This window comes from Sulfitobacter sp. R18_1, from assembly GCF_017743915.1.
Taxonomy (GTDB): domain Bacteria; phylum Pseudomonadota; class Alphaproteobacteria; order Rhodobacterales; family Rhodobacteraceae; genus Sulfitobacter; species Sulfitobacter faviae.
On record NZ_JAGHRG010000011.1, the window covers coordinates 35,568 to 60,449 of the forward strand.

The 24,882-nt window shown below is 59.4% G+C and carries 23 protein-coding genes; 16 read left to right on the forward strand and 7 right to left on the reverse strand.

Going from position 1 to position 24,882, the window contains the following annotated elements:
- The first annotated feature begins 28 nt into the window (after positions 1 to 28).
- Both J7392_RS19300 and J7392_RS19305 read left to right on the forward strand, forming a co-directional pair.
- Positions 29 to 1,423 carry a diguanylate cyclase gene (locus J7392_RS19300; protein WP_209218985.1) on the forward strand — a complete coding sequence of 465 codons (1,395 nt, stop codon included), beginning with the start codon at positions 29 to 31 and terminating at the stop codon, positions 1,421 to 1,423.
- A 267-nt stretch (positions 1,424 to 1,690) separates the two neighbouring features.
- Positions 1,691 to 2,617, forward strand: a complete 927-nt coding sequence (locus J7392_RS19305) for a DMT family transporter (protein ID WP_209218986.1) — start codon at positions 1,691 to 1,693, stop codon at positions 2,615 to 2,617.
- Here the strand turns inward: J7392_RS19305 and J7392_RS19310 are convergent.
- The gene (locus J7392_RS19310) at positions 2,553 to 3,248 is read right to left on the reverse strand and encodes a thiamine diphosphokinase (protein ID WP_247744668.1); all 696 of its coding nucleotides are present in this window, start codon (positions 3,246 to 3,248) and stop codon (positions 2,553 to 2,555) included. The genes J7392_RS19305 and J7392_RS19310 overlap by 65 nt on opposite strands.
- A gap of 53 nt (positions 3,249 to 3,301) precedes the next feature.
- Here J7392_RS19310 and J7392_RS19315 point away from each other — a divergent pair, with 53 nt between their 5' ends.
- The 6 genes from J7392_RS19315 (at position 3,302) to J7392_RS19340 (ending at position 13,269) form a co-directional block, all read left to right on the forward strand.
- Positions 3,302 to 5,494: a hypothetical protein gene (locus tag J7392_RS19315; RefSeq protein ID WP_247744669.1), complete on the forward strand. Its 2,193-nt coding sequence runs from the start codon at positions 3,302 to 3,304 to the stop codon at positions 5,492 to 5,494.
- 235 nt (positions 5,495 to 5,729) lie between these two features.
- Positions 5,730 to 5,894, forward strand: coding sequence for a hypothetical protein (locus J7392_RS19320; RefSeq protein WP_209218987.1), 165 nt, complete (start codon positions 5,730 to 5,732; stop codon positions 5,892 to 5,894).
- 40 nt (positions 5,895 to 5,934) lie between these two features.
- Positions 5,935 to 7,956, forward strand: coding sequence for a class I SAM-dependent DNA methyltransferase (locus J7392_RS19325; RefSeq protein ID WP_209218988.1), 2,022 nt, complete (start codon positions 5,935 to 5,937; stop codon positions 7,954 to 7,956).
- Positions 7,953 to 9,224: a restriction endonuclease subunit S gene (locus tag J7392_RS19330; protein ID WP_209218989.1), complete on the forward strand. Its 1,272-nt coding sequence runs from the start codon at positions 7,953 to 7,955 to the stop codon at positions 9,222 to 9,224. The genes J7392_RS19325 and J7392_RS19330 overlap by 4 nt, the downstream gene beginning before the upstream one ends.
- Positions 9,221 to 12,454 carry a DEAD/DEAH box helicase family protein gene (locus tag J7392_RS19335; protein ID WP_209218990.1) on the forward strand — a complete coding sequence of 1,078 codons (3,234 nt, stop codon included), beginning with the start codon at positions 9,221 to 9,223 and terminating at the stop codon, positions 12,452 to 12,454. Before J7392_RS19330 ends, J7392_RS19335 begins: the two co-directional genes overlap by 4 nt.
- Entirely contained in the window at positions 12,451 to 13,269 is an 819-nt protein-coding gene (locus tag J7392_RS19340; RefSeq protein WP_209218991.1) for a hypothetical protein, read from the forward strand. The genes J7392_RS19335 and J7392_RS19340 overlap by 4 nt, the downstream gene beginning before the upstream one ends.
- Positions 13,270 to 13,291: 22 nt before the next feature.
- On the opposite strand, the gene J7392_RS19345 is transcribed toward J7392_RS19340, so the two are convergent.
- The 6 genes from J7392_RS19345 to nthA form a co-directional block, all read right to left on the reverse strand.
- Entirely contained in the window at positions 13,292 to 15,049 is a 1,758-nt protein-coding gene (locus J7392_RS19345; RefSeq protein ID WP_209218992.1) for a hypothetical protein, read from the reverse strand.
- A 118-nt stretch (positions 15,050 to 15,167) separates the two neighbouring features.
- Positions 15,168 to 15,395 carry a DUF2842 domain-containing protein gene (locus J7392_RS19350; RefSeq protein WP_209218993.1) on the reverse strand — a complete coding sequence of 76 codons (228 nt, stop codon included), beginning with the start codon at positions 15,393 to 15,395 and terminating at the stop codon, positions 15,168 to 15,170.
- Between the two features lie 4 nt (positions 15,396 to 15,399).
- Positions 15,400 to 16,695, reverse strand: a complete 1,296-nt coding sequence (locus J7392_RS19355) for an adenylosuccinate synthase (protein ID WP_067626585.1) — start codon at positions 16,693 to 16,695, stop codon at positions 15,400 to 15,402.
- 80 nt (positions 16,696 to 16,775) lie between these two features.
- The gene (locus J7392_RS19360; RefSeq protein ID WP_209218994.1) at positions 16,776 to 17,102 is read right to left on the reverse strand and encodes a nitrile hydratase accessory protein; all 327 of its coding nucleotides are present in this window, start codon (positions 17,100 to 17,102) and stop codon (positions 16,776 to 16,778) included.
- Positions 17,099 to 17,773: a nitrile hydratase subunit beta gene (gene nthB, locus J7392_RS19365; RefSeq protein ID WP_209218995.1), complete on the reverse strand. Its 675-nt coding sequence runs from the start codon at positions 17,771 to 17,773 to the stop codon at positions 17,099 to 17,101. Before nthB ends, J7392_RS19360 begins: the two co-directional genes overlap by 4 nt.
- Positions 17,770 to 18,387: a nitrile hydratase subunit alpha gene (nthA, locus tag J7392_RS19370; RefSeq protein WP_209218996.1), complete on the reverse strand. Its 618-nt coding sequence runs from the start codon at positions 18,385 to 18,387 to the stop codon at positions 17,770 to 17,772. Before nthA ends, nthB begins: the two co-directional genes overlap by 4 nt.
- 341 nt (positions 18,388 to 18,728) lie before the next feature.
- Here nthA and secG point away from each other — a divergent pair, with 341 nt between their 5' ends.
- From secG to J7392_RS19410, 8 genes are all read left to right on the forward strand, one after another.
- Positions 18,729 to 19,094, forward strand: coding sequence for a preprotein translocase subunit SecG (gene secG, locus J7392_RS19375; protein ID WP_209218997.1), 366 nt, complete (start codon positions 18,729 to 18,731; stop codon positions 19,092 to 19,094).
- Between the two features lie 179 nt (positions 19,095 to 19,273).
- A complete protein-coding gene (locus J7392_RS19380; protein WP_209218998.1) occupies positions 19,274 to 20,917 on the forward strand; it encodes a CTP synthase in 1,644 nt (547 codons plus the stop codon).
- 218 nt (positions 20,918 to 21,135) lie between these two features.
- Positions 21,136 to 21,927: a 23S rRNA (adenine(2030)-N(6))-methyltransferase RlmJ gene (gene rlmJ / locus J7392_RS19385; protein WP_209218999.1), complete on the forward strand. Its 792-nt coding sequence runs from the start codon at positions 21,136 to 21,138 to the stop codon at positions 21,925 to 21,927.
- 3 nt (positions 21,928 to 21,930) lie between these two features.
- Positions 21,931 to 22,224: a DUF1330 domain-containing protein gene (locus tag J7392_RS19390; RefSeq protein ID WP_067261008.1), complete on the forward strand. Its 294-nt coding sequence runs from the start codon at positions 21,931 to 21,933 to the stop codon at positions 22,222 to 22,224.
- Positions 22,225 to 22,309: 85 nt separating this feature from the next.
- A complete protein-coding gene (locus J7392_RS19395) occupies positions 22,310 to 22,747 on the forward strand; it encodes a TerB family tellurite resistance protein (protein WP_209219000.1) in 438 nt (145 codons plus the stop codon).
- Positions 22,748 to 22,783: 36 nt separating this feature from the next.
- Complete coding sequence (locus J7392_RS19400) at positions 22,784 to 23,224, forward strand: TerB family tellurite resistance protein (RefSeq protein WP_209219001.1); 441 nt, start codon at positions 22,784 to 22,786, stop codon at positions 23,222 to 23,224.
- Positions 23,225 to 23,335: 111 nt separating this feature from the next.
- Positions 23,336 to 24,112 (forward strand): ATP-binding cassette domain-containing protein, encoded by a 777-nt coding sequence (locus tag J7392_RS19405; RefSeq protein ID WP_209219002.1) that lies wholly within the window; start codon positions 23,336 to 23,338, stop codon positions 24,110 to 24,112.
- Positions 24,113 to 24,136: 24 nt separating this feature from the next.
- Positions 24,137 to 24,874 carry a transporter substrate-binding domain-containing protein gene (locus J7392_RS19410; RefSeq protein ID WP_209219003.1) on the forward strand — a complete coding sequence of 246 codons (738 nt, stop codon included), beginning with the start codon at positions 24,137 to 24,139 and terminating at the stop codon, positions 24,872 to 24,874.
- Positions 24,875 to 24,882: the final 8 nt, after the last annotated feature.

Genomic DNA, 24,882 nt, shown 5'->3' on the forward strand with positions numbered 1-24,882 from the left:
AACTGATTTGTACGGTGAAGGAGTTGTCGTGCAAGGGACCATCCTTATTGCAGATGCGATCGCGACCAATCGCATCGCCCTCAAGGTCAAGCTTTGTGCGGCATACTATCACGTCGTTCAGGCCGAAGACATGGAAGAGGCTTTGGCCTGCCTGCGGGAAAACCCGCCGGATCTGGTGATCTGCGCGCTGACATTGCCGGGTGGCGGCGCGGCGGACCTCTGTCGCGCGCTCAAAGCCACTCCCGATACCGCGCAGCTCCCGGTTTTGGCCATCGGTAATAGCGATCAGGCCGTCGACCGTTTTACAGCACTCGAAGCGGGGGCGAGCGATGTGTTGCTGAAACCGCTCGATTGCACGCTGCTGTTGGGCCGGACCCGCAGCCTCATCCGCGCCCGCAATGCGGCAGACGAATGGGAAATGCGCGAGGATACGACCCGCGCGCTCGGGCTGGCGGAGCCTGCGGCGGAATTCACCGCCCGCAGCCACTGTGTGATCATCCACTCCGACAGCGCGGTAAGCGTGAATTGGGCGAAGCAACTCCGCCCTCAGTTGCGCGCGCGCCTCACCCTCGCCAATCCGGAGGAGGCCATTCGCGCCGCCGCCGCCAACGGACCGCCCGACGCATTCGTTTTGGTTCTGCCGAAAGACCCCGTGCCTGCCACCGCAGCCTTGCGTCTGATCTCGACCCTGCGGGCCAACGCCCAGACCCGCCACACCGGGCTGCTGGTGGTGCAGCTGGCCTCGGATGCGGCGCTTGCCGCCACTGCCCTTGATCTGGGGGCGGATGATTTGATGACCGAAGGTTTCAACCCGGCGGAAATGGCGCTGCGCCTGCATGCGATCTTGCGGCGCAAGCGGATGACGGACCAACTGCGCGACACGGTGCGAACGGGGCTGAAGGCCGCCGTTTTCGACCCGCTGACAGGGCTGCACAACCGCCGCTATGCCCTGCCCCATTTAGACCATATCGCGGAACATGCCGTTGCGACCGCCCGCCCCTTTTCGGTGATGGTCGCCGATCTGGATCACTTCAAAGGCATCAATGACCGTTACGGCCATGCCGCGGGGGATTCCGTTCTAGTGCAAACGGCGGAACGGCTGCGCAACAACCTGCGCGGCATGGACCTTGTGGCCCGGATCGGGGGGGAAGAATTCTTGATCGTCATGCCCGGCACCGGCCTTGCGGATGCAGAGAAGACGGCGGCGGCCATCTGTGCCGATATCGGCAACCGCGGCTTTGTCGTTCCCGGCACGCCCCAGCCGATCCATGTGACCATCAGCATCGGTCTTTCCGTCGGCCCAGTGGAAGAGGAAGGCCACCCGCTGTCAGCCGAAGCCCTGATGGCGCGGGCGGATCGGGCGCTTTACACGGCAAAAACCCATGGCCGGAACCGGGTGAACCTGAGCCGCCCCGCGGCCTGAGGTTCGGATAGGTGGGGCTCGCTGCCGCTGGAAGGTGCACAGCGTTGACTGCCTTCAAGAGCGGGTGCTGATCGGACCTTTGCCTCTCCCTCTGCCTCTGCCTCTGCCTCTGCCTCTGCCTCTGCCTCTGCCTCTGCCTCTGCCTCTGCCTCTGCCTCTGCCTCTGCCTCTGCCTCTGCCTCTGCCTCTGAGAACAAGCACGAGACAACAGCAATCAAACTTCAACCAAAGATTGCATTTGCAACAAAGCTTCCTTAGCGTAACGCAATGCAACGGGATCGACCCCTCATCGGAATAGCCCTCATGATGGGCTTCTGCATCGTCGCCCCCGTGGGCGATGCGGTGGCCAAATTACTGGGCGCTTCGGTCCCCTTGGGGCAGGTGGTGCTGCTCCGCTTTGCCATTCAGGCGCTGATCCTGATCCCCATCGTCTGGTACTCTGGGCGCATCTGGCGGACGCGGGGCCGGGTGTTACGGCTGACCTTTCTACGCACCCTTTTGCATATGGCGGGCATCGCGGCGATGTTCACCGCACTGAAATACCTGCCCCTCGCCGATGCGGTCGCCATCGCATTCGTCATGCCCTTTTTCATGCTGCTGCTCGGCAAGTTCATCCTGAACGAAGAGGTCGGCCCCAGACGTTTGGGCGCGAGCATCGTGGGTTTTCTCGGCACGCTTTTGATCGTACAGCCGAGCTTTGCCGATGTGGGCTGGCCTGCGCTGCTGCCCGTCGTCGTGGCGGTCGTCTTTTCTTTCTTCATGCTGGTGACGCGCCAGATCGCGAAAGAAACCGATCCGATTAGCCTGCAGGCCGTCAGCGGGGTCATGGCGGTGGTGATGATCCTGCCGCTCCTTGCGCTTGGCACCATGACACAGATCGCGCCGCTTCGGCTCATCCAGCCTGATGCGCTCGACTGGACCCTCCTGCTCGGCATCGGGGTGCTCGGCACAGTGGCGCATCTCTTGATGACCTGGTCCCTGCGCTTTGCCCCCTCGGCAACCTTGGCGCCGATGCAATATCTGGAGATCCCATTTGCCACGCTGCTTGGGCTGTTGATCTTCTCCGACTTGCCCAACCCATTGGCGGGGCTTGGCATTCTGATCACCGTGGGCGCGGGGCTCTACATCGTCATGCGCGAGCGGGCCACGGCGCGTGCTCTGGCCGCAGCAGTTGCGCCGCCAGTGGCGCCATAAGACGACGCGGCAGAATCAGCAGCATATCCGGGCCATCGATCTCAAGCGTGACCGGCCCCAAGGCGCGGTTCGACGTGCCGATCCGGCCACCCGGCGCGAAATCCAGCCCGTCGATTGGCCATTCCAACCCTTGGCTGCGCCCCGTCACCGGGGCCAGAGGCATGAGAGAGACGACATCCCCCGCCGCCGTCGGCAGCGTGATCCGCGGCGGGGCCAGTAGCACGATCTCATGCGCGCCCAACAGGATGCAGGACCGATGCGGATGGGTGGCGAGCGTGTTGAAAGCCGCGAACTGATGATCCAACCGCGCCCCGGTAAAGCCGACCCCGAGCACCAGCGGCGCGTCGATCCGCGTCAGCGCCTTGTCGAAATCAGTGCTCTCTTGCTCGGCGATGCGGTGGCGCCGCGCGGCGGGGATTTGGGCCAAGACCTCTGCCGGGGCGGAATCCAGATCGCCGATGACCGCGGCCAGTTCCACCCCCGCCGTCACGGCCACTGCGGCACCGCTATCCGCCGCCACGCAGGTCGGGGCCAGCGCCAGCGCCGCTTCAATGTCCCCCGCAAAGACCTCTCCGCCGCCGAGCAGCGTGACTGGTCCCTCCTCCCTTACGATATGCTCTGAAGTGGTCAATTAATGCCCCTTTTGGAAATCTGCCTTAATCTTGCCTTGAAATCATACGTTGAATGGCACAGATTCGAGCCGCTTTGGTCTTGGACATCGTGGTAAACGATACCTGCAACACCGCAGAGGACGAGCATCCGATGATGAACAGCAACAAAATCTTGACGGTCTCCTATGGCACTTTTTCGTGCACGCTGGAAGGCTTCGACGATTCCTTCGGCACGATGAAGGCCATTGCCGAGTATTTCCGCGATCTGGCCTCGGATGACCGCTACTTCGGTGCCGAACCACCGCAACCCGATGCCGAGATGCTCGCCCGGATCGCGCAGCGCGAAGTTTCCCGCCGGGTGCAGGCCCGTGAGCAGGAAGGCAAGATCGTACTGAGTGCGCTGGAGAACCAAAGCGCCGAAGCTCCGGCCCAAGCGCCCCCTGCGGCGGCCCCCGCCGCCGCGCCGGCTCAGGCCGAGGCCGCAGCGCCGCAAGCCCCCGTCGCAGCACAGCCTGCGCCGGTAGAGGAAGAGGCGCCCGCCCCCCTCAAGGCCGAGATCGCCGACACCGCCGCGGTGGAAGCGCCCACCACGCCGGAACCCCAGATCGCAGAGACCGCTGAAGAGCCTGCGCCTGCCCCAGAGCCTGCACCGGCTGCCGAAGCCAAGGACACCAGCGAAGCCGAAGCCTTCTTTGCCGCCAGCCCGCAGCCGCAGACTCATTTTGAGGACGAAGCGCAGGAGGCCAGCGTCGAAGAGCTGCCCGCCGCAAGCGCCGCCCCTGCCGACAGCATCGCCGCGAAGCTGCAGCGCATCCGCGCCGTCGTCGCCCAGCAGGACGAAGACGAAGCGGCGGGCTATGACGAGGAAGAAGCCGCACCCGTGGCCCGCGCCACCGCCGAAACGCAAGCAGCGCCGGAAGAGAGCCAAGCCGCCATCGACGCCGCCCGTCGCGACATCGAAGATGCGCTGGACGCCGATGAAGCCACAGAGATGGCGCAAGACGAAACGGAAGAGGACGACGACGATCTTGCCGACATCCTCAACCGTCTTGAGGCCGAAGAAGAAGACGAAGCAGAAGTTGCCGAGACGGACGAAAGCCTGTTCGACGCAGAGGACGAAGAGGAACCTAAAGCCGCACCAAAATCGGAAGCCGCACCGGAGATCGACGCCGCCGACCTGCCCCGCAAAGGGCGCGTGATCAAGGTCAAACGCGCAGATCTCGAAGCGGCCGTGGCACGGGGCGATCTGGAAGAGGTCTCTGACCCGGCACCGCAAGAGGCACCCGCTGCTAAAGCCGAGGAACCGCGCAGCTCTTCGCTGTCGCCCGAGGACGAAGACGAGCTGGCCCGCGAACTGGCCGCGTTGGAGGCCGAACTTGGCGCATCCACCCCGGCAGAGGCCGAGGAAACGCCCGCCCCCGCGGTCGAGATGACCGAGCCGGAAGCCGCGTCTGCTGAGGGCGAACCTGCGGTAGAAGAGCCCGAAGAGGTTAAGGCCGCAGAGCCAGAACCAGCAGAGGTTGAAGCCGCAGCGGAACCGATCGAAGAGCACGCCGAGCCTGCGCAAGCGGCCCGTCACAGCCTGCCCACCATCGACGATGACACCGGCCCCGACATGTCGCGTCTGATGGCGGAAACCGACAGCAAGATGGACGAGGCCGAAAGCACCACGCGCCGCGATGCCTTTGCCCATCTGCGCGCCGCCGTCGCCGCAAAGAAAGCCGATGAGGCGATGGGTGGCCGCGCCACCACCGCGACCTCGGATGACGCCTACCGCGAAGACTTGGCCGATGTGGTCCGTCCGCGCCGCCCCGTGAGCCGTTCGGCCCGGACCGAGCGGCCCAAGGCCGACGCCCGCTCCGCGCCGTTGAAACTGGTGGCCGAACAGCGCATCGATGTCGACAAGCTGCGCAGCGCTGGCCCTGTGCGTCCGCGCCGGGTGGCGGCCGTGGTCGAGCCGGTCAAAACCAACCCCGATGCCGAAAGCTTTGCCGATTTCGCCGCCGACATGGGTGCCACCAAACTGCCCGAACTGCTTGAAGCGGCGGCGTCTTACATGTCCTTCGTCGAGGGGCGCGACCAATTCTCCCGTCCGCAGCTAATGGGCAAGGTCCGCTCAATCGGGCTGCCGGATTTCACCCGCGAAGACGGGCTGCGCTCCTTCGGTCAACTGCTGCGCGCAGGTAAGATCGAAAAGATCAAAGGCGGGCGGTTCACCGTTTCGGATGAGATTGGCTACCGCCCCGATCACCGCGCCGTGGGTTAAGCCCCGGCCATAGTGCAGATACGAAAAAGCGCCCCGCGGGGCACGCCCCTACGGTAAATGTTGGCGCTTTCTGATGCCAAAAAACAAAAGACGGGAAGTTCGCGCTTCCCGTCTTTTTTGCATTCTGCGCACCCTACAAATGCAATGCGAATATCAACAGGTTTCCATTTTTTCTTGCTTTAAAGATTTGAAGAATGGAAGAACGACGCCTAATGTCTAGTTGAAGGATGAAGGAATGCCCGAGGAGCAGCAAAAGCTGGCCAATCTAAACCTGAAGATCACTGAGGATGAACGTTGGGAGTTCAAAGAGCTTTGCGTGCGCCATAGGATGAGCCAGGTAGATGGATTTCGCTTAGCATTTGAGTTGATGAAGAAGCATTTCGACGAAAAAACTGATTGATTTAAAGCCCTTGCAGGGCGGCGGTAGAAGGGCCAAGACATTGAGCGAGACGCACGTAAAAAAAACTTCCCTAGCAGATTTTATCTGGAAGAATGCCGACGACCTTTGGGGAAACTTCAAACACGTCGAGTTTGGTAAGATTATCTTGCCCTTCACTCTGCTGCGGCGCCTGGAATGTGTTCTCGAGCCTACGCGCGAGCGGGTTCAAGAGACCGTGAAGACGTTCAAAGACACCGATATCGACATGGACGTGATCCTGCGGCAGCAGACCGGCTTCCCGTTCTACAATACGTCGAACTACTCTCTCCAAAGCCTTGGTGCCACGCGCACCCGTCAGAACCTCGAAGATTACATCGCGCAGTTCTCTGACAATGCTCGGGTCATCTTTGAGCAGTTCGATTTTGCCAACACCCTGGCGCGAATGGATAAGGCAGGTGTTCTCTACAAGATCTGCCTGAATTTTGCTGCAATCGACCTCCACCCGGACGCAGTGCCAGAGCGTGAAATGTCGAACGTATACGAGCATCTGATCCGCCGCTTCGGGGCCGAAGTAAACGAGGCCGCGGAAGATTTCATGACGCCCCGCGATGTGGTTCACCTTGCGATCGAACTGCTTCTTGATCCAGACGACCAGCTCTTCATCGACAATCCGGGTCTGATCCGCACGCTATACGATCCCACATGCGGCACCGGTGGCTTCCTTTCGGATGGCATGGAACACGTGCGCAGCCTGCAAGACCGGTACTCAATTGCCCCAGTCATCGTACCCTACGGCCAAGAATTGGAGCCTGAGACCCATGCGGTCTGCTTGGCAGGCATGCTTTTGAAAACGCTCGAGACCGACCCAGGCCGCGATCTATCAAAGAACATCAAGCTCGGCAGCACCCTTTCGGCTGACAAGCATAAAGGTGAGAAGTTCCACTACTGCGTTTCGAACCCGCCCTTCGGCAAAAAATGGGAGATGGACCAAGCTGAAGTGGCGCGTGAACACAAGGAGCAAAGCTTTGAAGGGCGCTTCGGTCCCAAGCTGCCCCGCGTTTCGGACGGCTCCATGCTGTTCTTGCTGCACCTTCTATCCAAGATGGAAGACCCGATCAAAGGTGGCGGTCGGGCGGCAATCGTGCTCTCGGGCTCCCCGCTCTTCAATGGCAACGCTGGTCAAGGGGAATCCGAAATCCGGCGCCACCTCCTCGAGCAGGATGTGGTTGAAGCAATCATCGCGTTGCCGACAGAGATTTTCTTCCGCACAGGCATCGGAACCTACATCTGGATCCTGTCCAACAAGAAGCCCGCACATCGTAAAGGCAAGGTGCAACTGATCAATGCAACCACGCTTTTCGAGTCCATGCGCAAGAACGAAGGCAATAAACGCCGCCGCGTTGGGGAAGATCAGACACGGAACATCGTGCAGATGTACTCCGAGTTCGCTTCGACAAAAGAAAGCTTGATCCTGAAGAGCACTGACTTCGGCTACCGTCGCATCAAGGTCCTGCGGCCATTGCGCAAGAAGATCGTCATCTCCGAAGTGGGGATCGCAGCGCTGGCCGATGAGAAGGCCTGGGAGAAGCGCTCAGCTGAACAGCAGGCTGGCTGGCTGGACTTGTTCCGTGAAAACATGGATCGGGAAGAAGGATGGCATTGGATTGATGGGTTCGCCAAAAACTCCGCAAAACGCGATGAGGCACTTGGGAAAGCGGACGTAGGCCTGATCAAGGCATTTCGTTCAGCTTTCGCTATCCGAGATCCTGAACTTGAGATCGTGCGCGACAAGAAAGGTCAGGTCATCCCTGATGAGGACCTGACGGACTATGAGAACGTTCCGCTTGGCACCGATGTCGAAGACTACCTCGCAACAGAGGTGCTCCCCCATGCGGAGGACGCCTTCATTGATGAGGCCTACTGCGACGAGACTGATGGTGGGGTTGGTATCGTTGGGTACGAAATCAACTTCAACCGGTATTTCTATGAATACCAGCCGCCGCGGGATCTGGAGGACATCGACGCCGAGCTCAAAAACGTTGAAGCCGAGATTGCAGGAATGCTGGCCGAGGTGACAGAATGAAAGTTCAGTATTCTAGCAGGGTACACTCTGGATACCCATGGATTGGAGAAGTTCCAGAACATTGGCATCTTAGCCGTATCGGTCAGCTTTTCCAGCAGCGTAGCTCAAAGGTATCCGATAGAGATTACCCGGCACTATCAGTTACTAAGTCTGGCATCGTTCCGCAAATGGAGCACGTGGCCAAAACGGATGACAACGACAACCGCAAGCTTGTGAAGGCTGGTGATTTTGTAATCAACAGCCGGTCAGACAGAAAGGGATCTTCAGGCATCGCCGAGATGGATGGCTCCGTATCGCTGATCAATACGGTATTGCAGATAAACGAGGAGCTTGCCCCCAGATACTGCCACCATCTTTTGCGGAGCACTGCATTTCAAGAAGAGTTCTATCGTATGGGCAGCGGTCTTGTTGCTGATCTTTGGTCTACGAATTTCAGTTCCATGAAGAATATCCGGATACCGCACCCGCCCCTCGGTGAACAAACCGCAATCGCCAGCTTCCTCGACCGCGAGACCGCACGGATTGATGGGCTAATCAAGAAGAAGGTTCGCTTCATCGAGCTTCTAAAAGAAAAATGCGCAGCGCTAATTACTCATGCGGTAACAAAGGGCATTGATGGTGATGTGCCAATGAAGGATTCTGGCGTGGAATGGATTGGTCAGGTTCCGTCCCATTGGGATGTAAGCCGTATCGCTGCGCTCTTCCGCGAAGCTTTCCGCGCGCCCGATCCCAGCCTTCCTGTGCTGTCAGTCTCCATCCATGATGGTGTCACTGATGGAGAGCTTTCTGATGAAGAGCGCGACCGCAAGGTGTCCCTGAGCGAAGACCGAACCAAATATCAGGGCGTGGCGCCTGGTGATCTGGTCTACAACATGATGCGCGCGTGGCAGGGTGCCTTTGGCGCAGTTCAGGTCGATGGGCTAGTCAGCCCCGCCTATGTCGTGGCCCATCCGATCGCAGAGTTCCGCACGAAGTTCATCGAGCATATTCTGCACACGAAATCGGCATCCGAAGAAATCCGTCGGTTCTCACGTGGTATCGCAGATTTCCGGATGAGGCTATATTGGGATCACTTCCGGAACCTGCGTGTATGTCTGCCTTCGCTGGAAGAGCAAGACGAAATCCTCGCCCACATCGACCGCGAGACCACCCGGATCGACGGCCTGATCTCCACAACCAACCGCAGCATCGAGCTTCTCAAAGAGAAGCGCTCGGCCTTGATCACCGCCGCCGTGACCGGCAAGATTGACGTAAGGAACGCAGCATGAGCGACCTACATCACGAAAAGCACCTCGAAGCCTATATCGTAGATAAGCTTGCCGCGCAGGGTTGGCTGGTCGGTGACAGCGGCGGATACAATCAAGACTATGCGCTTTACCCCGAAGACCTTGAAGCCTGGCTGAAGGCTACCCAGGGTCCAAAATGGGATAAGCTTGCCGCTACGAATGGTAGTAAGACACGCGACGTTCTGATGAAGCGTCTCGATGCCGCACTGGAGAAAGACGGCACGATGCACGTCCTCCGCCGTGGCTTTTCCATCGCTGGCTGTGGGCACCTAGACCTCTCGGAGGCCGCGCCAGAGGATCAGCGCAACGCTGATGTACTGCATCGTTATGCCTCCAATCGCCTCCGGGTCGTGCCGCAGCTGAAGTACCATCCGGGCCGCGAATTGGCGATCGATCTGGCATTCTTTTTGAACGGCCTGCCGTTGGCGACGGCCGAGCTGAAAACTGACTTCACCCAATCCGTGGAGCACGCGAAAAACCAGTACCGCAATGACCGTCAGCCGATGGACCCGATCTCCAAACGCAAGCATCCCTTGCTGACGTTCAAGCGAGGCGCGGTGGTACACTTCGCCATGTCTGACAGCCAGATCTGGATGACCACGAAGCTCGCGGGCGAGAACACATTCTTTCTTCCATTCAACCAGGGTTACGATGGTCACGGCGGCAATCCGCCCCGCGAGGATGGCGAATATCCCGTCGCGTATTTTTGGGAGACGATCTGTCGCCCCGATGCGTTCCTGCGGGTCTTCCACAGTTTCGTGTACGTAGAGAAGAAGAATGTGGTCGATCTAAAAGGCAACTGGTCGGTCAAAGAGACGTTGATCTTCCCACGCTATCATCAGTTCGACGCCGTGAACCAGATGATCGCGGATGCCAAACAGAATGGCCCGGGCCAATCATACCTCTGTGAGCACAGCGCAGGTTCGGGGAAAACCTCGACCATTGCCTGGACAGCACACGACCTGATTAAGCTGCGCACAGATGATGGGAAGCCTATCTTCGACGCTGCCATCATCGTGACCGACCGCAATGTTTTGGACGGGCAGTTGCAAGATGCGGTTCAACAGATCGATCATCAGAAAGGTCTGATCGCGGCGATTGATCGAGATAAATCCGCTAAATCGAAGAGCGAGCAGCTTACCGAAGCATTGATCAAGGGCACACCGATCATCGTTGTAACCATCCAGACCTTTCCTCATGCGATGGAAGCTATCCTGACTGATAGTTCACTGAAAGATAAGAACTTCGCCGTGATCATTGATGAGGCACACACCTCGCAAACCGGCAATACAGCATCAAAGCTTCAGGCAACCTTGGCCATGTCCTCGAAGAAGGACATGGCAGGCATGACAATCGAAGACATTTTGCTCGAGGTCCAAAAGTCGCGCAAACGTCCTTCGAATGTATCGCACTTTGCGTTCACGGCTACGCCGAAGCATTCCACAATGATGCTATTTGGACGGCCGGCCGATCCGACCGAGCCCGCGTCTGACGACAACCTGCCGGTTTCATTCCACAAATACGAGATGAGACAGGCAATCGACGAAGGGTTCATTCTGGACGTCTTGCGGGGCTATGTTCCCTACAAAACTGCCTTCAATCTCGGCAAGGAAATGGTGGACGAGAAACGCGTGGACGGCAAAGCCGCGAAGCGCGCACTCGCCGCCTGGATGTCCCTGCACCCGACGAACGTGACGCAAAAAGTGCAGTTCATCATGGAGCACTTTTCTAAGAATGTGGCGCATCGTCTCGACGGCAAGGCCAAGGCCATGGTCGTTACAAGCTCCCGTGCATCCGCTGTGCGCTACAAGAAGGCCTTTGACGCGTTTATTGAGGCCAACCCTGCCTATAAAGAGATCAGGGCACTGGTGGCCTTCTCTGGCAAGCTGACAGGGAAAGAAGTAGCGCATCCTGATGACGATTTGTTGGATGACGATATCTTCAGCGTCGATGAAAATGCGGAGTTCTCTGAAAGCAACATGAACCCCGGAGTTGGCGGCCAAGATCTGCGCACCGCCTTCGACCGCCCCGAATATCGGGTCATGTTGGTGGCGAACAAATTTCAGACGGGTTTTGATCAGCCCAAGCTGGTGGCGATGTATATCGACAAGAAGATCGCCAATGCCGTGGAGATCGTTCAAACGCTTTCGCGCCTGAACCGAACTTTCCCGGGCAAAGATCAGGTATTCATCATCGATTTCATCAACGATCCGGGGTCCGTTCAGGCTGCCTTCGCGCAGTATGATAGCGGTGCGAAGATAGAGCAGGTTCAAGACCTGAATGTCATCTACGACATGAAGGACAAGCTCGACGAACAGGGGGTCTATGACGATACGCATGTAAACCAGTTTCGGATCGCACGCCATCAAACAGCTGCAGCCTTCAAGGCGAAGGGTGACACAGAGCACAAGGCGATGTTTGCCGCCACACAAGAACCTACAGACGCTTACAATATGCGACTGAAGAGTTTGCGGGGTGTGGCCCAGGATGCGGACGATGCATACGAGCACGCCCGCCTTGCAGGCAATGATGACGGAATGAAGAAGGCCGACCACGAACGCAGGCAGGTTGCTGAGGCGATTGGCCAGATGACGGAGTTCAAGGCTGGTCTCGCACGTATCGCACGGACTTATTCTTATATCGCTCAGCTCATCGACCTGGGGGATCCGGACCTCGAGAACTTTGCGGCGTTCGCCAAGCTGTTGGAGAACCGCCTGAGCGGTGTTCCCCCAGAGAACGTAGATCTGCGCGGTATTACGTTGACGGGATACGACATCAAGGCTCTTCCGGCCGATGAGGCTGGTGGCGATGACGAGGGTAATGCTGAGGATGAAGTGCTCAAGCCTGTTGGGGCGGGTGGATCACCAGCGCCCGGTGCGGTGCCTGTCTATATTCAGGACATCATCAATAAGCTGAATGGCATTTTTGGGGAGGCAACCCCTTTGAGCGACCAGGTCAGCTTCGTCAATCAGATTGCCACTATCGCTCGTGAGAACCCTGTAGTCATGGCCCAGGTCAACAAGAACTCGAAAGAGGATGCCTTGAAGGGGAACCTGCCGGGAACAATCGAAGCCGCGGTTGCTCGTGCTATGTCTTCGCATGGCGCCCTGGCTGCCCTCCTCTTGAAGGCTGACAAGCAGGGCTTGGGACTGCTCAATCCGGTGATCTACGATCTGCTGAAACAGGGCGGGCAGATTGAGCTGGGACAGTGACTGTCGTGACAGCGGAAACTGATGATACGGCCGCAATGAGTGATAGCTCGAAGAGCTTGATCGAACTTTACACTGAATTTCGGCAAGAGTTTGATAGGCTGCCAAGGCAAGGGAAATATATGCCCTATCGTTGGTATACTCTACCAAAACCGATGAATATCGTATCGATGCCTTATGGCGAGATGCTTAAAGAGCATGCTCAAGAAATCTCGAATATGATCAATGATCTGACAAATAATGTCTTACGATTGCGCGCTTGGCACGAAGTCACCAAGAACATGAACAATCAGGAGAAGATGAACGCGAACCATGAGTTCATCAAAACCCTGGGTACAGTTTCTCTTGGGCAGCCTTATGCGATCAAATCTCGGTTTGCTTATTCCGTGGGCCACCTGTCTCATCAAGCGAATAGGGTGAAGGATGGCTCGGACTGGGTTGATGACTTTCCGGAGAGGAATCTTTATCTTAATGACATCGAGCCCTATGGCAAACCTTGGAAGAGGTACCGGAAGGCTAAACTAAAAATCGAAGCCATCGCCGGTTCTGTGTTTAAGAGTGAATCGGACGATTTCCGCAATACGTACAATCATGGCTTTTCCGTCCAGCTTCTGATTGGGCAATCGGGCACTGTAAAACGGAACGTCGAGCTCGATGGTCGCATTTACGATTATGCGTATGGAGGAAGCGAGCCACTCGGATTGGCTCCTATCGCAGACCTCCTTCAAGGCGAATGCGAGAAATGCTATGATGCATTCGAAGCGTATCAAGCCCTAGTCTGTGAGCAGATCGATAGGATCACGATGACCTCTTCATAACATGAAGTTTAGGTTTCTTTAGTCAAACCAACGAAAAGAGGTCTCGTTCATATACGAGACCTTTTGCCAGCCCTAAACGCATCGCGGGGGTCTTCTTGTCTGCGCCCGGCACCATGAAGTTGTAATAGAAGCGCAGGATGTTCAACATCTTCACCACCATCTGCGGATCATAATAGGCGTAGGCATACCACGTGCGGCGCTTGTTTGATCCGGTTTGCATTCCACGGTCGAATGCGCTGACCCGGCGCCTCACTACAGAGAAGTAGGCATCTACAGGGTGGATAGATGCCCTGCATAGGATGCGGGCGAGATCCACGCGACGATGTTGGCCGGTATCAGTCCAAAGGCGAATGACCTTTTTGGGTTCGCCTTGAGTGTGGAATGGCCAGGGCATACCATCTTCCATCAGACGTTGCCCCCGCTCTTCTGAATCCAGGGTATCCTCCAGTTGTTCAAGGAGGACCGTAACCAAGGCTTCCATGTTCGTCAGGTTCGGATGCCGGTTAAGAACGAGCGCCACTTCAACGGCGTACTCATCCAGAAGATGTCGAAGCTTTGCGCTACCCTGCCGCTGCAGTGATGCTTTCTGATCGCTGGTCATCTCCTTCTGGAAGGAAATCTGGGCCAGATCGACGCGATGATTATCAATCTCATTCGACATGATGGCGGAGGCTGCTGCGGTAAGCCCGCTGTCGGCATCCAAGCAGTAGGTGGCATGCATGTAGTCGTTTCCGAGCAGCTTTTTGACGTGCATGAGGTGTGCGTAGACTGCCATATCCGTGCGAACTCTCGAACCTACGCCTGGAAGCTTGAGGTCGCCGCCTACCATTAGGTCGTCTTTTGCGAAGATCTCACGGTTCAGCTTCATGGCCGTCATGCTGTATTCGCGATGTGACCATACTCGCGATTGTTGGCGCATGGATCGAGGAAGATCGAAGTCCCCGCTTTCCTCCATCCAATCGTCGATCGCTACAGGATCGGTCTCTGGGTCGTAATCGACCGTAGACGCCATAACGTACTGAGTTCCCTGATGGACCGTACTGGAGTGGATCAACGGGACCGAACCTCGCCGTGTTTTCGCCTGCCAGTTCACATGAATGACCTGTGCGTCCGTCGCGAAAAACGGGCGCTTCCCTGCAAAACAGTGCTTTAGCTCTTCTTCGCGGCGGTTGCCGAGCTTCAGGCATTGCTGCTCAATGAAGTTGATCTTCGAATAGATGTACTCGAAATTCACGCCGTTGATTTCGCACATACGGCTTAGCGGCACCTTGTTTACAAGGTTTCGGAGGATATTGCCCGTCTCATGGGTCTTCTTGTGCCGTCGCGTTGGGTTACCCACTGAGAACGTTTTGCGGCAAGCTTTGCATTGGTATCTAGGATCGCCCGCCGCTGTCTTGCCGAAGGAGATATAGGCTTTGGGCGCAAGATGCTGAGGCAGTCCCTTGTTTACGCAGTCGGGGGTCACACAGCTTGGGAAAAACTTTTTCCTATACATGCGACTGATGCGAGCATATTCCTCAAGAATGCCAGGATTGGCCTTTAATGAGTGGTACTTCTCGCAAGTAGGACAGCGGTATGAGCGTTCCTCGCCTTTGCCAGTGACCCGCCCGGAAAGGACTTTGCCGCGGCCCCGAACGCCAAATGGATCAGGTTGAACGCCATAAAGTTCGCAATGGGGGTTTCGACAAAAGTTGACTGAAAATCCGCCCGGAGTTCGAGGAAGTCGGCGAGGTCGACCTGCCGAAGATTTCTTCGGAGCATCATCGGCGGCATCGGTCACACATCACCCCCGTAAAATGCTGTAGGCGAACGAAATATGCCGGCACCTTAGTGCCGGCATGATGCCTTAACAACATTTATCAGAGGGGCGTGCCCGCGGGGCGCTTTTTTATTGCGTGTTACTGGTCGTCGTCCGCGTCCGGGTCCGCCTGTCCGATGCCTTTAAAGACAAATTTGAACGGCAGCGCCCAGACGATGCCAAGGGCGACATAGATGCCAAGCTCAAGCAGCACCGGCGGGCGTTCGAATTGGGCCACCGTCCAGACCGCCACCGCGATATAGCTCGGCAGCCCGATCAGCAGGATCACCAGCGCCCAACGGCGACGTGCTTTGTAGCTCAGCGCCATCAGATCAGTCCGCGAAAGGGTCGGTCACCAGAATGGTGTCCTCCCGCTCTGGCGAGGTCGAGACCAGCGCGACGGGGCATTGGATCAACTCTTCGACCCGGCGCACATATTTGATCGCATTGGCAGGCAGGTCGGCCCAGCTGCGCGCGCCTTCGGTCGATTCGGACCAGCCCGGCAGTTCTTCGTAGATCGGCACGCAACGCGCCTGCTGCTCGGCGGCGGTTGGCAGATAGTCGAGCCGCTCACCGTCCAGATCATAGCCGACGCAGACCTTCAGCGTCTCGAAGCCGTCGAGCACGTCAAGCTTGGTCAGGCAGATGCCGGTGATGCCCGAGGTGGCGCAGGTCTGGCGCAGCAGGGCCGCGTCGAACCAGCCGCAGCGGCGCTTGCGCCCGGTGGTGGTGCCGAACTCATGGCCCCGCTCACCCAAACGCTGGCCGTCGGCATCTTCCAACTCGGTCGGGAACGGGCCTTCGCCGACGCGGGTGGTATAGGCTTTGACGATGCCCAACACATAGTCGATGGCGGTGGGGCCAAGGCCCACGCCGGTCGCTGCCTGCCCTGCGATCACGTTCGACGACGTGACAAAGGGATAGGTGCCAAAGTCGATGTCCAAAAGCGCGCCCTGCGCCCCTTCAAAGAGGATGCGCTTGCCCGCTTTGCGCTTTTCGGCCAGCACTTTCCAAACGGGTGCGGCGAAAGGCAGAATTTTCGGAGCGATTTCTTGCAGTTGTGCAATCAGCGCATCGCGGTCAATGGCTTCAACGCCCAAGCCCTTGCGCAGCGGGTCGTGGTGCTGCAGCGCACGGTCAACCCGGGCTTCCAATGTCGCGGGGTCCGCCAGATCGGCAACGCGGATGGCGCGGCGGCCCACTTTGTCCTCGTAGCACGGCCCGATGCCGCGGCCAGTAGTGCCAATCTTGGTGCCCTTGCTGGCCGCTTCTTCGCGGGCGCGGTCAAGTTCGCCGTGGAACGGCAGGATCAGCGGCGTGTTCTCCGCGATCATCAGGTTCTCGGGGTTGATCTCAACACCCTGCCCTTCGATCGTTTCGATCTCTTTCAGCAGGTGCCACGGGTCCAGCACCACGCCGTTGCCGATGACAGACAGCTTGCCACCGCGCACCACGCCCGAAGGCAGCGCGTGCAGCTTGTAGACCTTGCCGTCGATGACCAGAGTGTGGCCCGCGTTATGCCCGCCTTGAAAGCGCGCGATCACATCGGCGCGTTCGCTGAGCCAGTCAACGATCTTGCCTTTTCCCTCGTCACCCCATTGGGCGCCGACAACGACGACATTGGCCATGATATATTCCTTTGCGATGTCCCGCGCCCGTATAGCGACAGTGGCAGGCGTGTGAAACTCGAAAAAACGCGGGAAGGGATTTAGACGCTCGGCCCCGCCTTCAGATGCACCGGATCGCCATGCGGGGTGCTGAGATAGGCGGCCTCCCACCCGTCGCGCAGGCTGCGCAGATCACCGGGGCGGGCATGGCCTGCGTCGATCAGCAGGGTTTCGAGGGTTTCCAGCCAAGCGTTGAAGTAGTCCTCTCCGCCGTTCAACTCTCGCCTCAGCCCATGCCGTGCCAAAGTCGCGCCAAAGCGGTCGGCCCAAAAGGGCCAATCAAAAAGGCCGCTTTCGTTCAGATGCACCGTCAGCGCGAAGAGCTGCGCGTGCCATGGCGCCTCAAAGACGGGTTCCGGGGCGGTCATGGAGTTTCCAGATAGCTTTGCCACAGGTCGAGCACGACCTCATCGCGGGGGTGTTCGGGATGCGCCCATAGCTCAGAGGCCGGAAAGGCTACGGCATAAAGCGGCTCAGGGGCTTCGCCCAGATCATGGGCGTTGCTGTCGGGCAAGACATGCGCGCCATGCAGCCGCAGCACCCGGCCCTTCGCGCCCGCGGCATAGGCGGGCAACCGAGTGTGCCCACCGGGAACAATGGTGTTTTCAGGCTGCTTGCGGGTGACGACCGCATCGCCGGGCGCAAAGATCGCTGCGATGCCTGAGGGACGATCCGCCGGGCCGCCACGGGCCAGCACCCCGGCCACCTGCGGCGCTTTCATCGCCTTTTCCGCCAGCGGGCTGGGCGCAGGATCGGCCTTGCCCGCCAGTTCCTCACGGCTGACCACCCCGCGGGCGACCAACATATCGGCCACCCCGGCGAGCCACTTCTCATAATAGCTGAACCGCATGTAATCGGTGGGGGCGAGACATTCACGGGCATGGCGCGACACGTCGATGTTCCATTTACCCAAGGTGCCGGTGGCCAAGGTCAGCGCCAGCGCGCGGCGGTGCCACTCGGCGTGAAAGATCACGTCTTCGCCCTCGGGCGTCACCGGGCCATCGCCGAAGCGCCCGCCCATATCATGCACGCGGGTCATGGCGCTTTGGCCAATCCGGTGCCGATCATACTGTCGCGGGTGACAAGATCGGCCAGCGCCGCGACATCCATGCCCTCGCTCCCCGCAGGGCGCTGCGGGATTACGAGATAGCGCACCTCTGCCGTTGAATCCCAGACCCGAACGGCGGTGTCTGCGGGCAGTTCGACCCCGAATTCCGCCAGCACCTTGCGCGGTTCGCGCACCACGCGGGCGCGGTAGGCGTCGGATTTATACCAACCCGGCGGAATGCCCAGAAGCGGCCAAGGGTAGCAGGAGCACAGCGTGCAGACGACGATGTTATGCACCTCATCCGTATTCTCGACCGCAACCATATGTTCGCCCTGCCGCCCGAAGAAACCCATCTCGGCCACCACGGCGGTCGCATCCTTGAGCAGCGCCGCGCGAAAATCAGGATCGCTCCACGCGCGGGCAACGACCTCGGCCCCGTTGCGCGGGCCGATGCGGTTCTCATAGGTGTCGATGATCTCATCCAAGGCGGCGGGGTCAATCAGCCCCTTGGCCGTCAGCAGCGTCTCCAACGCCTTGACCCTGAGCGCAGGCTCGGGCGGCAGCAGGGCATGGGGGTGGTCGTGGTCCGAATGATCATGTGGCATGGCGGCAGACTGCCCCAGCGGCACTCGGCTGTCCATCGCCGATCACGGGCAATCCCTTCATTTCTCTGCAAAGAATATGGGCGAATTTGCCCGCATTTCATGCTATAGTGAATGTACGAAGCGAGTCTGCACCACCTTAATTCCAGGATAGCCCTCTTACATATTGTGGTTGAGTACTGCTTCAAAAGACCGTCGCCCCCATGCGGCGGTCTTTGCGCGTGCCTTTGATCCCTTAGGCCGCCCCCTCCCGATCCGATCATCACCCGGCGGCAATCCACCCTTGCCCCCATGGGCAAAGACGAATAGATACCCGCCAACCAAAACCGAAAGCTGTCGTACCCATGGAAAATGTCGTTCTGATCATTCACCTGATTCTGGCTCTTGGCCTGATCGCCGTGGTACTTCTGCAACGGTCCGAGGGCGGTGGCCTTGGCATGGGTGGTGGTGGCGGCGGTGCCGTTTCGGGCCGCGCGGCGGCCACGGCATTGGGCAAGGTGACTTGGGCGCTTGCGGCCGGTTTCATCGCCACGTCGATCACGCTGACCATCATCGCGGCCGAAAAATCCGCAGGCTCGTCGGTCATCGACCGGCTGAGCGCGACACCGCCCGCCCAGAGCCAAGATGGCAGCCCGGCCCTGCCCGCCGGCGACGATCTGCTGCCGCCTTCCGCGGATGGCAACTCACCGCTGGTCCCTGCGGCCGATTAAGCTAACGAACACAAAACCTTGAGGCACGGCCCGGTTCCGCAACTGTATGTTGCGGCGGGCCTTGCCTCAAACGCACGAATCCTGTAAGGCTTAAATCCCGTGGTGTTGCGGTTTTCCGCAGCGCGTTTGGCTGGTTTTTGCCTGCAACAAACTTTGAATTCACGGGGGTCTCCGATCACATGGCACGCTATATCTTCATCACAGGCGGTGTGGTCTCGTCGCTGGGCAAGGGTCTGGCCTCGGCGGCTTTGGGTGCCTTGCTTCAGGCACGCGGTTTTTCGGTGCGTCTGCGCAAGCTGGACCCCTATCTGAACGTCGATCCCGGCACGATGTCGCCCTTCGAGCATGGCGAAGTCTTCGTCACCGATGATGGCGCAGAGACTGACCTCGACCTTGGGCATTACGAGCGTTTCACCGGCGTCGCCGCGCGCAAGACCGACAGCATCAGCTCGGGCCGGGTTTACTCCACCGTGCTAGAGAAAGAGCGCCGCGGCGATTATCTGGGCAAGACCATTCAGGTGATCCCTCACGTTACCAACGAAATCAAAGACTTCATCGACATTGGAGATGATGAGGTCGACTTCATGCTTTGCGAAATCGGCGGCACCGTGGGCGATATCGAAGGGCTGCCCTTCTTTGAGGCGATCCGCCAGTTCAGCCAAGACAAGCCGCGCGGCCAGTGTATCTTCATGCACCTCACGCTGCTGCCCTACGTCAAGGCCAGCGGCGAATTGAAGACCAAGCCGACGCAGCACTCGGTCAAAGAACTGCGCTCCATCGGCATCGCGCCGGACATTCTGGTCTGCCGCTCCGAAGGGCCGATCCCCGCCAAGGAGCGTGAGAAGCTGGCGCTCTTCTGCAACGTGCGCCCGGATTCGGTGATCGCCGCGCAGGATTTGAAATCGATCTACGAAGCCCCGCTCGCCTATCATCGCGAGGGGCTGGATCAAGCGGTTCTGGATGCCTTCCAGATCACCCCCGCGCCCAAGCCGAACCTGTCGCGTTGGGAAGATGTGGCCGACCGCATTTACAACCCCGAGGGAGAAGTCAAAGTCGCCATCGTCGGCAAATACACCCAACTTGAAGACGCCTATAAATCCATCGCCGAGGCACTAACCCATGGCGGCATGGCGAACCGGGTGAAGGTCAAGGTCGAATGGGTCGATGCCGAGATTTTCGACAGCGAAGACCCCGCGCCGCATCTTGAAGGTTTCCACGCGATCCTCGTCCCCGGCGGCTTTGGCGAGCGTGGCACCGAAGGCAAGATCAAGGCCGCGCAATATGCCCGCGAGCATAAAGTCCCCTACCTCGGTATCTGCCTTGGCATGCAGATGGCGGTGATCGAAGCCGCGCGAAACGTGGCCGGGCTGAAATCTGCGGGGTCGGAAGAGTTTGACCATGAGGCAGGCAAAAAGCGTTTCGAGCCGGTGGTTTACCACCTGAAAGAATGGGTGCAGGGCAACCACAAGGTGGCGCGGAAGGTCGATGACGACAAAGGCGGCACCATGCGTTTGGGCGCCTATGACGCGACGCTGGCCGAAGGCTCGCGCGTGGCCGAAGCCTATGGCACCACCACGATCGATGAACGCCACCGCCACCGTTATGAGGTCGACATCGCCTATAAGGAACAGCTTGAGAAGGCTGGGCTGAAATTCTCGGGCATGTCGCCGGATGGCAAGCTGCCTGAGATCGTGGAATGGTCGGATCACCCGTGGTTCATCGGGGTGCAGTTCCACCCTGAGCTGAAGTCAAAGCCGTTTGATCCGCATCCCCTTTTCAAGGATTTCGTGCGCGCCGCGAAGGATGTGTCGCGGTTGGTATAAGATCGAAGGCCCGAGCGTCAAACGCCGGGCCTTTTTTCTGTCTGGCAGCCATCACAAGGCCTGGAATCAAGCCGTAGGCGCCGGGCCATCGCCTGCCCGCCCGCCACGCCGTAGGCGTGCCATCATTCATTCGCCGCACCTGCGGTGCGACGGGCCAGGCAACGGCCCTCTCCGCTCTTTCGCGTTGCACCCGCCAACCACTCCGCTACAGCTAGGCCATGCTGAGCTATCAACACATCTACCACGCCGGAAACCTTGCAGACGTGCAGAAACATGCGCTTTTGGCGTGGATGCTGTCCTATCTTACCCGCAAGGACAAACCGCTCACCTATCTGGAAACCCATGCCGGACGGGCGCTTTATGACCTGTCTGATGCGGCGGCGGAAAAGACTGGCGAAGCGCGGCAGGGCATCGACAAGGTGCGCGATTGGTTCGCTGCCGATCACCCTTACAGGCAGGTTCTGGAAGCGCTGCGCGAGGCCCACGGCCCCCGTGCCTACCCCGGCTCTCCCCTGTTGGCCGCGAAACTGCTGCGCCCCGATGACCGCATCCATTTGGCCGAGTTGCACCCGCAAGAGCACAGCGCCCTTGATCTAGCGATGTCGCCCTATCCGGCGAAATGCCACCTCAGCGACGGGTTCGAGATGGCCTTTGCCCTGACCCCGCCCACACCGCGCCGGGGGATGCTGCTGATCGACCCCTCTTACGAGATCAAAACCGATTACGAGACCATTCCCCGCCAGATCGCCAAACTCAACCGCGCTTGGAACGTGGGCATCATCGCCCTGTGGTATCCAATCCTGACCAATCGCGCGCATGAGCCGATGCTCGACAAGCTCACCGCCAACCACCCCGATGCGCTGCGCCATGAAGTGCGCTTTCCGCCCGCGCGGCCCGGGCATGGTATGGTCGGCTCGGGCATGTTCGTGATCAATCCCCCCTACGGGCTCGACAATGAGGCACAGAACCTCACCGCCCGTTTCGCCACCTTGACCCAACAGGAGAGATAACAAATGCCAAAGGGCTATTGGATCGCCACCATGGATATCCACGACACTGCGATTTACGACAAATACCGTGCTGCCAATGCTAAACCCTTTGCGGATTACGGCGCGCGCTTCCTTGTCCGCGGCGGCACCCAGCAGATCCGGGAAGGACAGATGCGCGCCCGCACCGTTGTTTTGGAATTCGACAGCTACGCCGATGCGGTCGCCTGTTACGAAAGCCCCGGCTACCAACGGGCGAAAGACATTCGCCTGAACGTGGCGGACGGGTCTTTGGTGATCGTCGAAGGCTATGACGGCTAAGCCCATGTGGCCCCTTGCAGGAACCTGCGCCCCCGATGCGCAGTTTCCTCTATGGCGACCCTGTTTCCTGCGATAAGTGAGCCCCATGCTGAACCGACTGTTCCCCCGCCGCAAGGCACAGCCGAAACCTTTGCCGCAGCCCAATGCCCAACTGGCACTGGGCGCGCTTTTGGTGCGTGTGGCCTTTGCCGATCGCAACTACCGCGCCTCTGAGATTGGCCAGATCGACCGCATTCTGGCGCAGACCTTCGGCCTCAAACCCATTGAGGCGGCGAAACTGCGTGCCACTTGCGAAGCGCTTGAGCGCGACGCCCCCGGTACGCCGGAGTTCACCCGCATCCTGCGCGAAGAGGTCGACTATGCCGACCGCAAGGCATTGGGCGAAGCGATGTGGCAGGTGGCCCTTTCGGACGGGGCGCGCAACGATGACGAGGAAATTCAGCTTGTCGCCATCGAAACCGCCCTTGGCCTGTCGGATGAGGATATGGCCGCAGCCCGCGCTAACGCTTTGAACACGCTATGACATTCCCTTTTCCCGCAGCAGGATGATGACGCATATATGTTTGGTGACTTTCTCAAACGGCTGACCCAGCCCGAACCCGATCCATTGGCCGATAATGACGCCCGCCTCGCGCTCACCGCGCTTTTGGTGCGCATCGCCCGGTCCGACAATGACTACGCAATGAGCGAGCGGCGCCTGATCGACCGGATCGCCGCCGAGCGCTACGGCCTGAACGAGGCCGACGCCACCGCCCTGCGTAAAGAGGCCGAGGCGCTGGAGGCCCAAGCCCCCGACACCGTGCGCTTTACCCGCGCGATCAAGGATGCGGTGCCCTATGAGCACCGGCTGGAGGTCATCGAGGCACTTTGGCAGGTGGTTCTGGCCGACGGCAGCCGTTCCGACGAAGAAGACGCGCTGCTGCGGCTGGTGTCGAACCTATTGGGCGTCACCGATACCGACAGCGCCATGGCCCGCCAGCGTGTTGCCAAAGAAAACTGACCTAGCGTCAGCACCGGGACTGTGATGCAACGCGGGGCAAACTCTGCGTTGCAATTTCCGTCGATTCGTCGCTTTATAGCGCACTGAAATGACAGATTGGCGACAGTTTCCGTGACCACAGACACCCCGGTTATCCAGATCAAGAACCTCCACAAGGCCTATGGCGCGCTGGAGGTTCTCAAGGGGGTCGATCTGACCGCCCCGCGTGGCCATGTGATCTCGCTCATCGGGTCGTCCGGCTCGGGCAAATCGACGCTGCTGCGCTGCTGCAACCTGCTCGAAGACAGCCAACAGGGCGAGGTGATCTTTAAGGGCGAACCGGTGCGGTGGAAGGGCGACGGCCACCAGCGCTGCCCGGCGGACGCCAAACAGGTGCTGCGCATCCGCACCAACCTGTCGATGGTCTTCCAGCAGTTCAATCTCTGGGCGCATATGTCGATCCTGCAAAACGTGATGGAAGCGCCGCTGACCGTGTTGGGCCGCGACCGGGCGGAGGTGGAGCGCGCCGCGCGCGGCTATCTGGAAAAGGTCGGCATCGGCGACAAATGCGATGTCTATCCCGCCCAACTCTCCGGCGGGCAGCAACAGCGCGCCGCCATCGCCCGCGCGCTCTGCATGGAGCCCGAGGCGCTGCTCTTTGATGAGCCCACCAGCGCGCTCGACCCCGAGTTGGAGCAGGAGGTCGTCAAGGTTATCAAGGATCTGGCCGCAGAGGGGCGCACGATGGTGATCGTGACCCACGACATGAAACTGGCCGCCGATGTCAGCGATCATGTCGTCTTTTTGCATCAAGGGCTGATCGAAGAACAAGGGACGCCCGAAGAGGTCTTCGGCGCGCCCAAATCGGAACGTCTGCGTGGGTTCCTTTCGGCAACCCAGCCTGCGTAAACAAGAACCAAAGGGAGTTACCAAATGAAAAAGATCCTACTGGCAAGCGTCGCGCTCAGCATGACCGCTGGCTTCGCGATGGCCGAAGCCCATGGCAAAACCATCCGCATGGGCACCGAGGGCGCCTACCCCCCCTACAACTTCATCAACGACGCCGGCGAAGTCGACGGGTTCGAGCGTGAGCTGGGCGACGAGCTGTGCGAGCGCGCTGAGCTGACCTGCGAATGGGTCAAGAACGACTGGGACAGCATCATCCCCAACCTCGTGTCGGGCAACTACGACACCATCATGGCGGGCATGAGCATCACCGACGAGCGTAAGGAAGTCATCGCCTTCACGCAGAACTACTATCCGCCCACCGCCTCGGCCTATGTCGCGGCTTCTGAGGACGCGGACCTCGAAGGCGGCGTTGTCGCCGGTCAGACCGCGACCATTCAGGCGGGCTATGTTGCCGAAAGCGGCGCCACGCTGATCGAATTCGCAACCCCGGAAGAGACCGTCGCCGCCGTGCGCAACGGTGAGGCCGACGCGGTCTTCGCCGACAAGGACTACCTCGTGCCGATCGTCGAGGAATCCGGCGGTGAGCTGATGTTCGTGGGCGACGATGTGCCGCTCGGCGGTGGCATCGGCATGGGCCTGCGCCAGTCCGACACCGAGCTGCGCGACACCTTTGACGCCGTCATCACCGAGATGAAGGAAGACGGCTCGCTCAACGAGATGCTCAAGAAGTGGTTCGGCGAAGACACCACCACCTACGAGTGATTCCATCT

Bases quoted from the DNA above. Each gene is read 5' to 3' on its own strand.
- J7392_RS19330 (WP_209218989.1), top strand. From the start codon at position 7,953: ATGAAAGTTCAGTATTCTAGCAGGGTACACTCTGGATACCCATGGATT.
- J7392_RS19335 (WP_209218990.1), top strand. From the start codon at position 9,221: ATGAGCGACCTACATCACGAAAAGCACCTCGAAGCCTATATCGTAGAT.
- J7392_RS19380 (WP_209218998.1), top strand. From the start codon at position 19,274: ATGGCACGCTATATCTTCATCACAGGCGGTGTGGTCTCGTCGCTGGGC.
- J7392_RS19390 (WP_067261008.1), top strand. From the start codon at position 21,931: ATGCCAAAGGGCTATTGGATCGCCACCATGGATATCCACGACACTGCG.
- rlmJ (WP_209218999.1), top strand. From the start codon at position 21,136: ATGCTGAGCTATCAACACATCTACCACGCCGGAAACCTTGCAGACGTG.
- J7392_RS19320 (WP_209218987.1), top strand. From the start codon at position 5,730: ATGCCCGAGGAGCAGCAAAAGCTGGCCAATCTAAACCTGAAGATCACT.
- J7392_RS19395 (WP_209219000.1), top strand. From the start codon at position 22,310: ATGCTGAACCGACTGTTCCCCCGCCGCAAGGCACAGCCGAAACCTTTG.
- secG (WP_209218997.1), top strand. From the start codon at position 18,729: ATGGAAAATGTCGTTCTGATCATTCACCTGATTCTGGCTCTTGGCCTG.
- J7392_RS19315 (WP_247744669.1), top strand. From the start codon at position 3,302: ATGGCACAGATTCGAGCCGCTTTGGTCTTGGACATCGTGGTAAACGAT.
- J7392_RS19360 (WP_209218994.1), bottom strand. From the start codon at position 17,102: ATGACCGCCCCGGAACCCGTCTTTGAGGCGCCATGGCACGCGCAGCTC.
- J7392_RS19410 (WP_209219003.1), top strand. From the start codon at position 24,137: ATGAAAAAGATCCTACTGGCAAGCGTCGCGCTCAGCATGACCGCTGGC.
- J7392_RS19355 (WP_067626585.1), bottom strand. From the start codon at position 16,695: ATGGCCAATGTCGTCGTTGTCGGCGCCCAATGGGGTGACGAGGGAAAA.
- J7392_RS19400 (WP_209219001.1), top strand. From the start codon at position 22,784: ATGTTTGGTGACTTTCTCAAACGGCTGACCCAGCCCGAACCCGATCCA.
- nthA (WP_209218996.1), bottom strand. From the start codon at position 18,387: ATGCCACATGATCATTCGGACCACGACCACCCCCATGCCCTGCTGCCG.
- J7392_RS19350 (WP_209218993.1), bottom strand. From the start codon at position 15,395: ATGGCGCTGAGCTACAAAGCACGTCGCCGTTGGGCGCTGGTGATCCTG.
- J7392_RS19305 (WP_209218986.1), top strand. From the start codon at position 1,691: ATGCAACGGGATCGACCCCTCATCGGAATAGCCCTCATGATGGGCTTC.
- nthB (WP_209218995.1), bottom strand. From the start codon at position 17,773: ATGACCCGCGTGCATGATATGGGCGGGCGCTTCGGCGATGGCCCGGTG.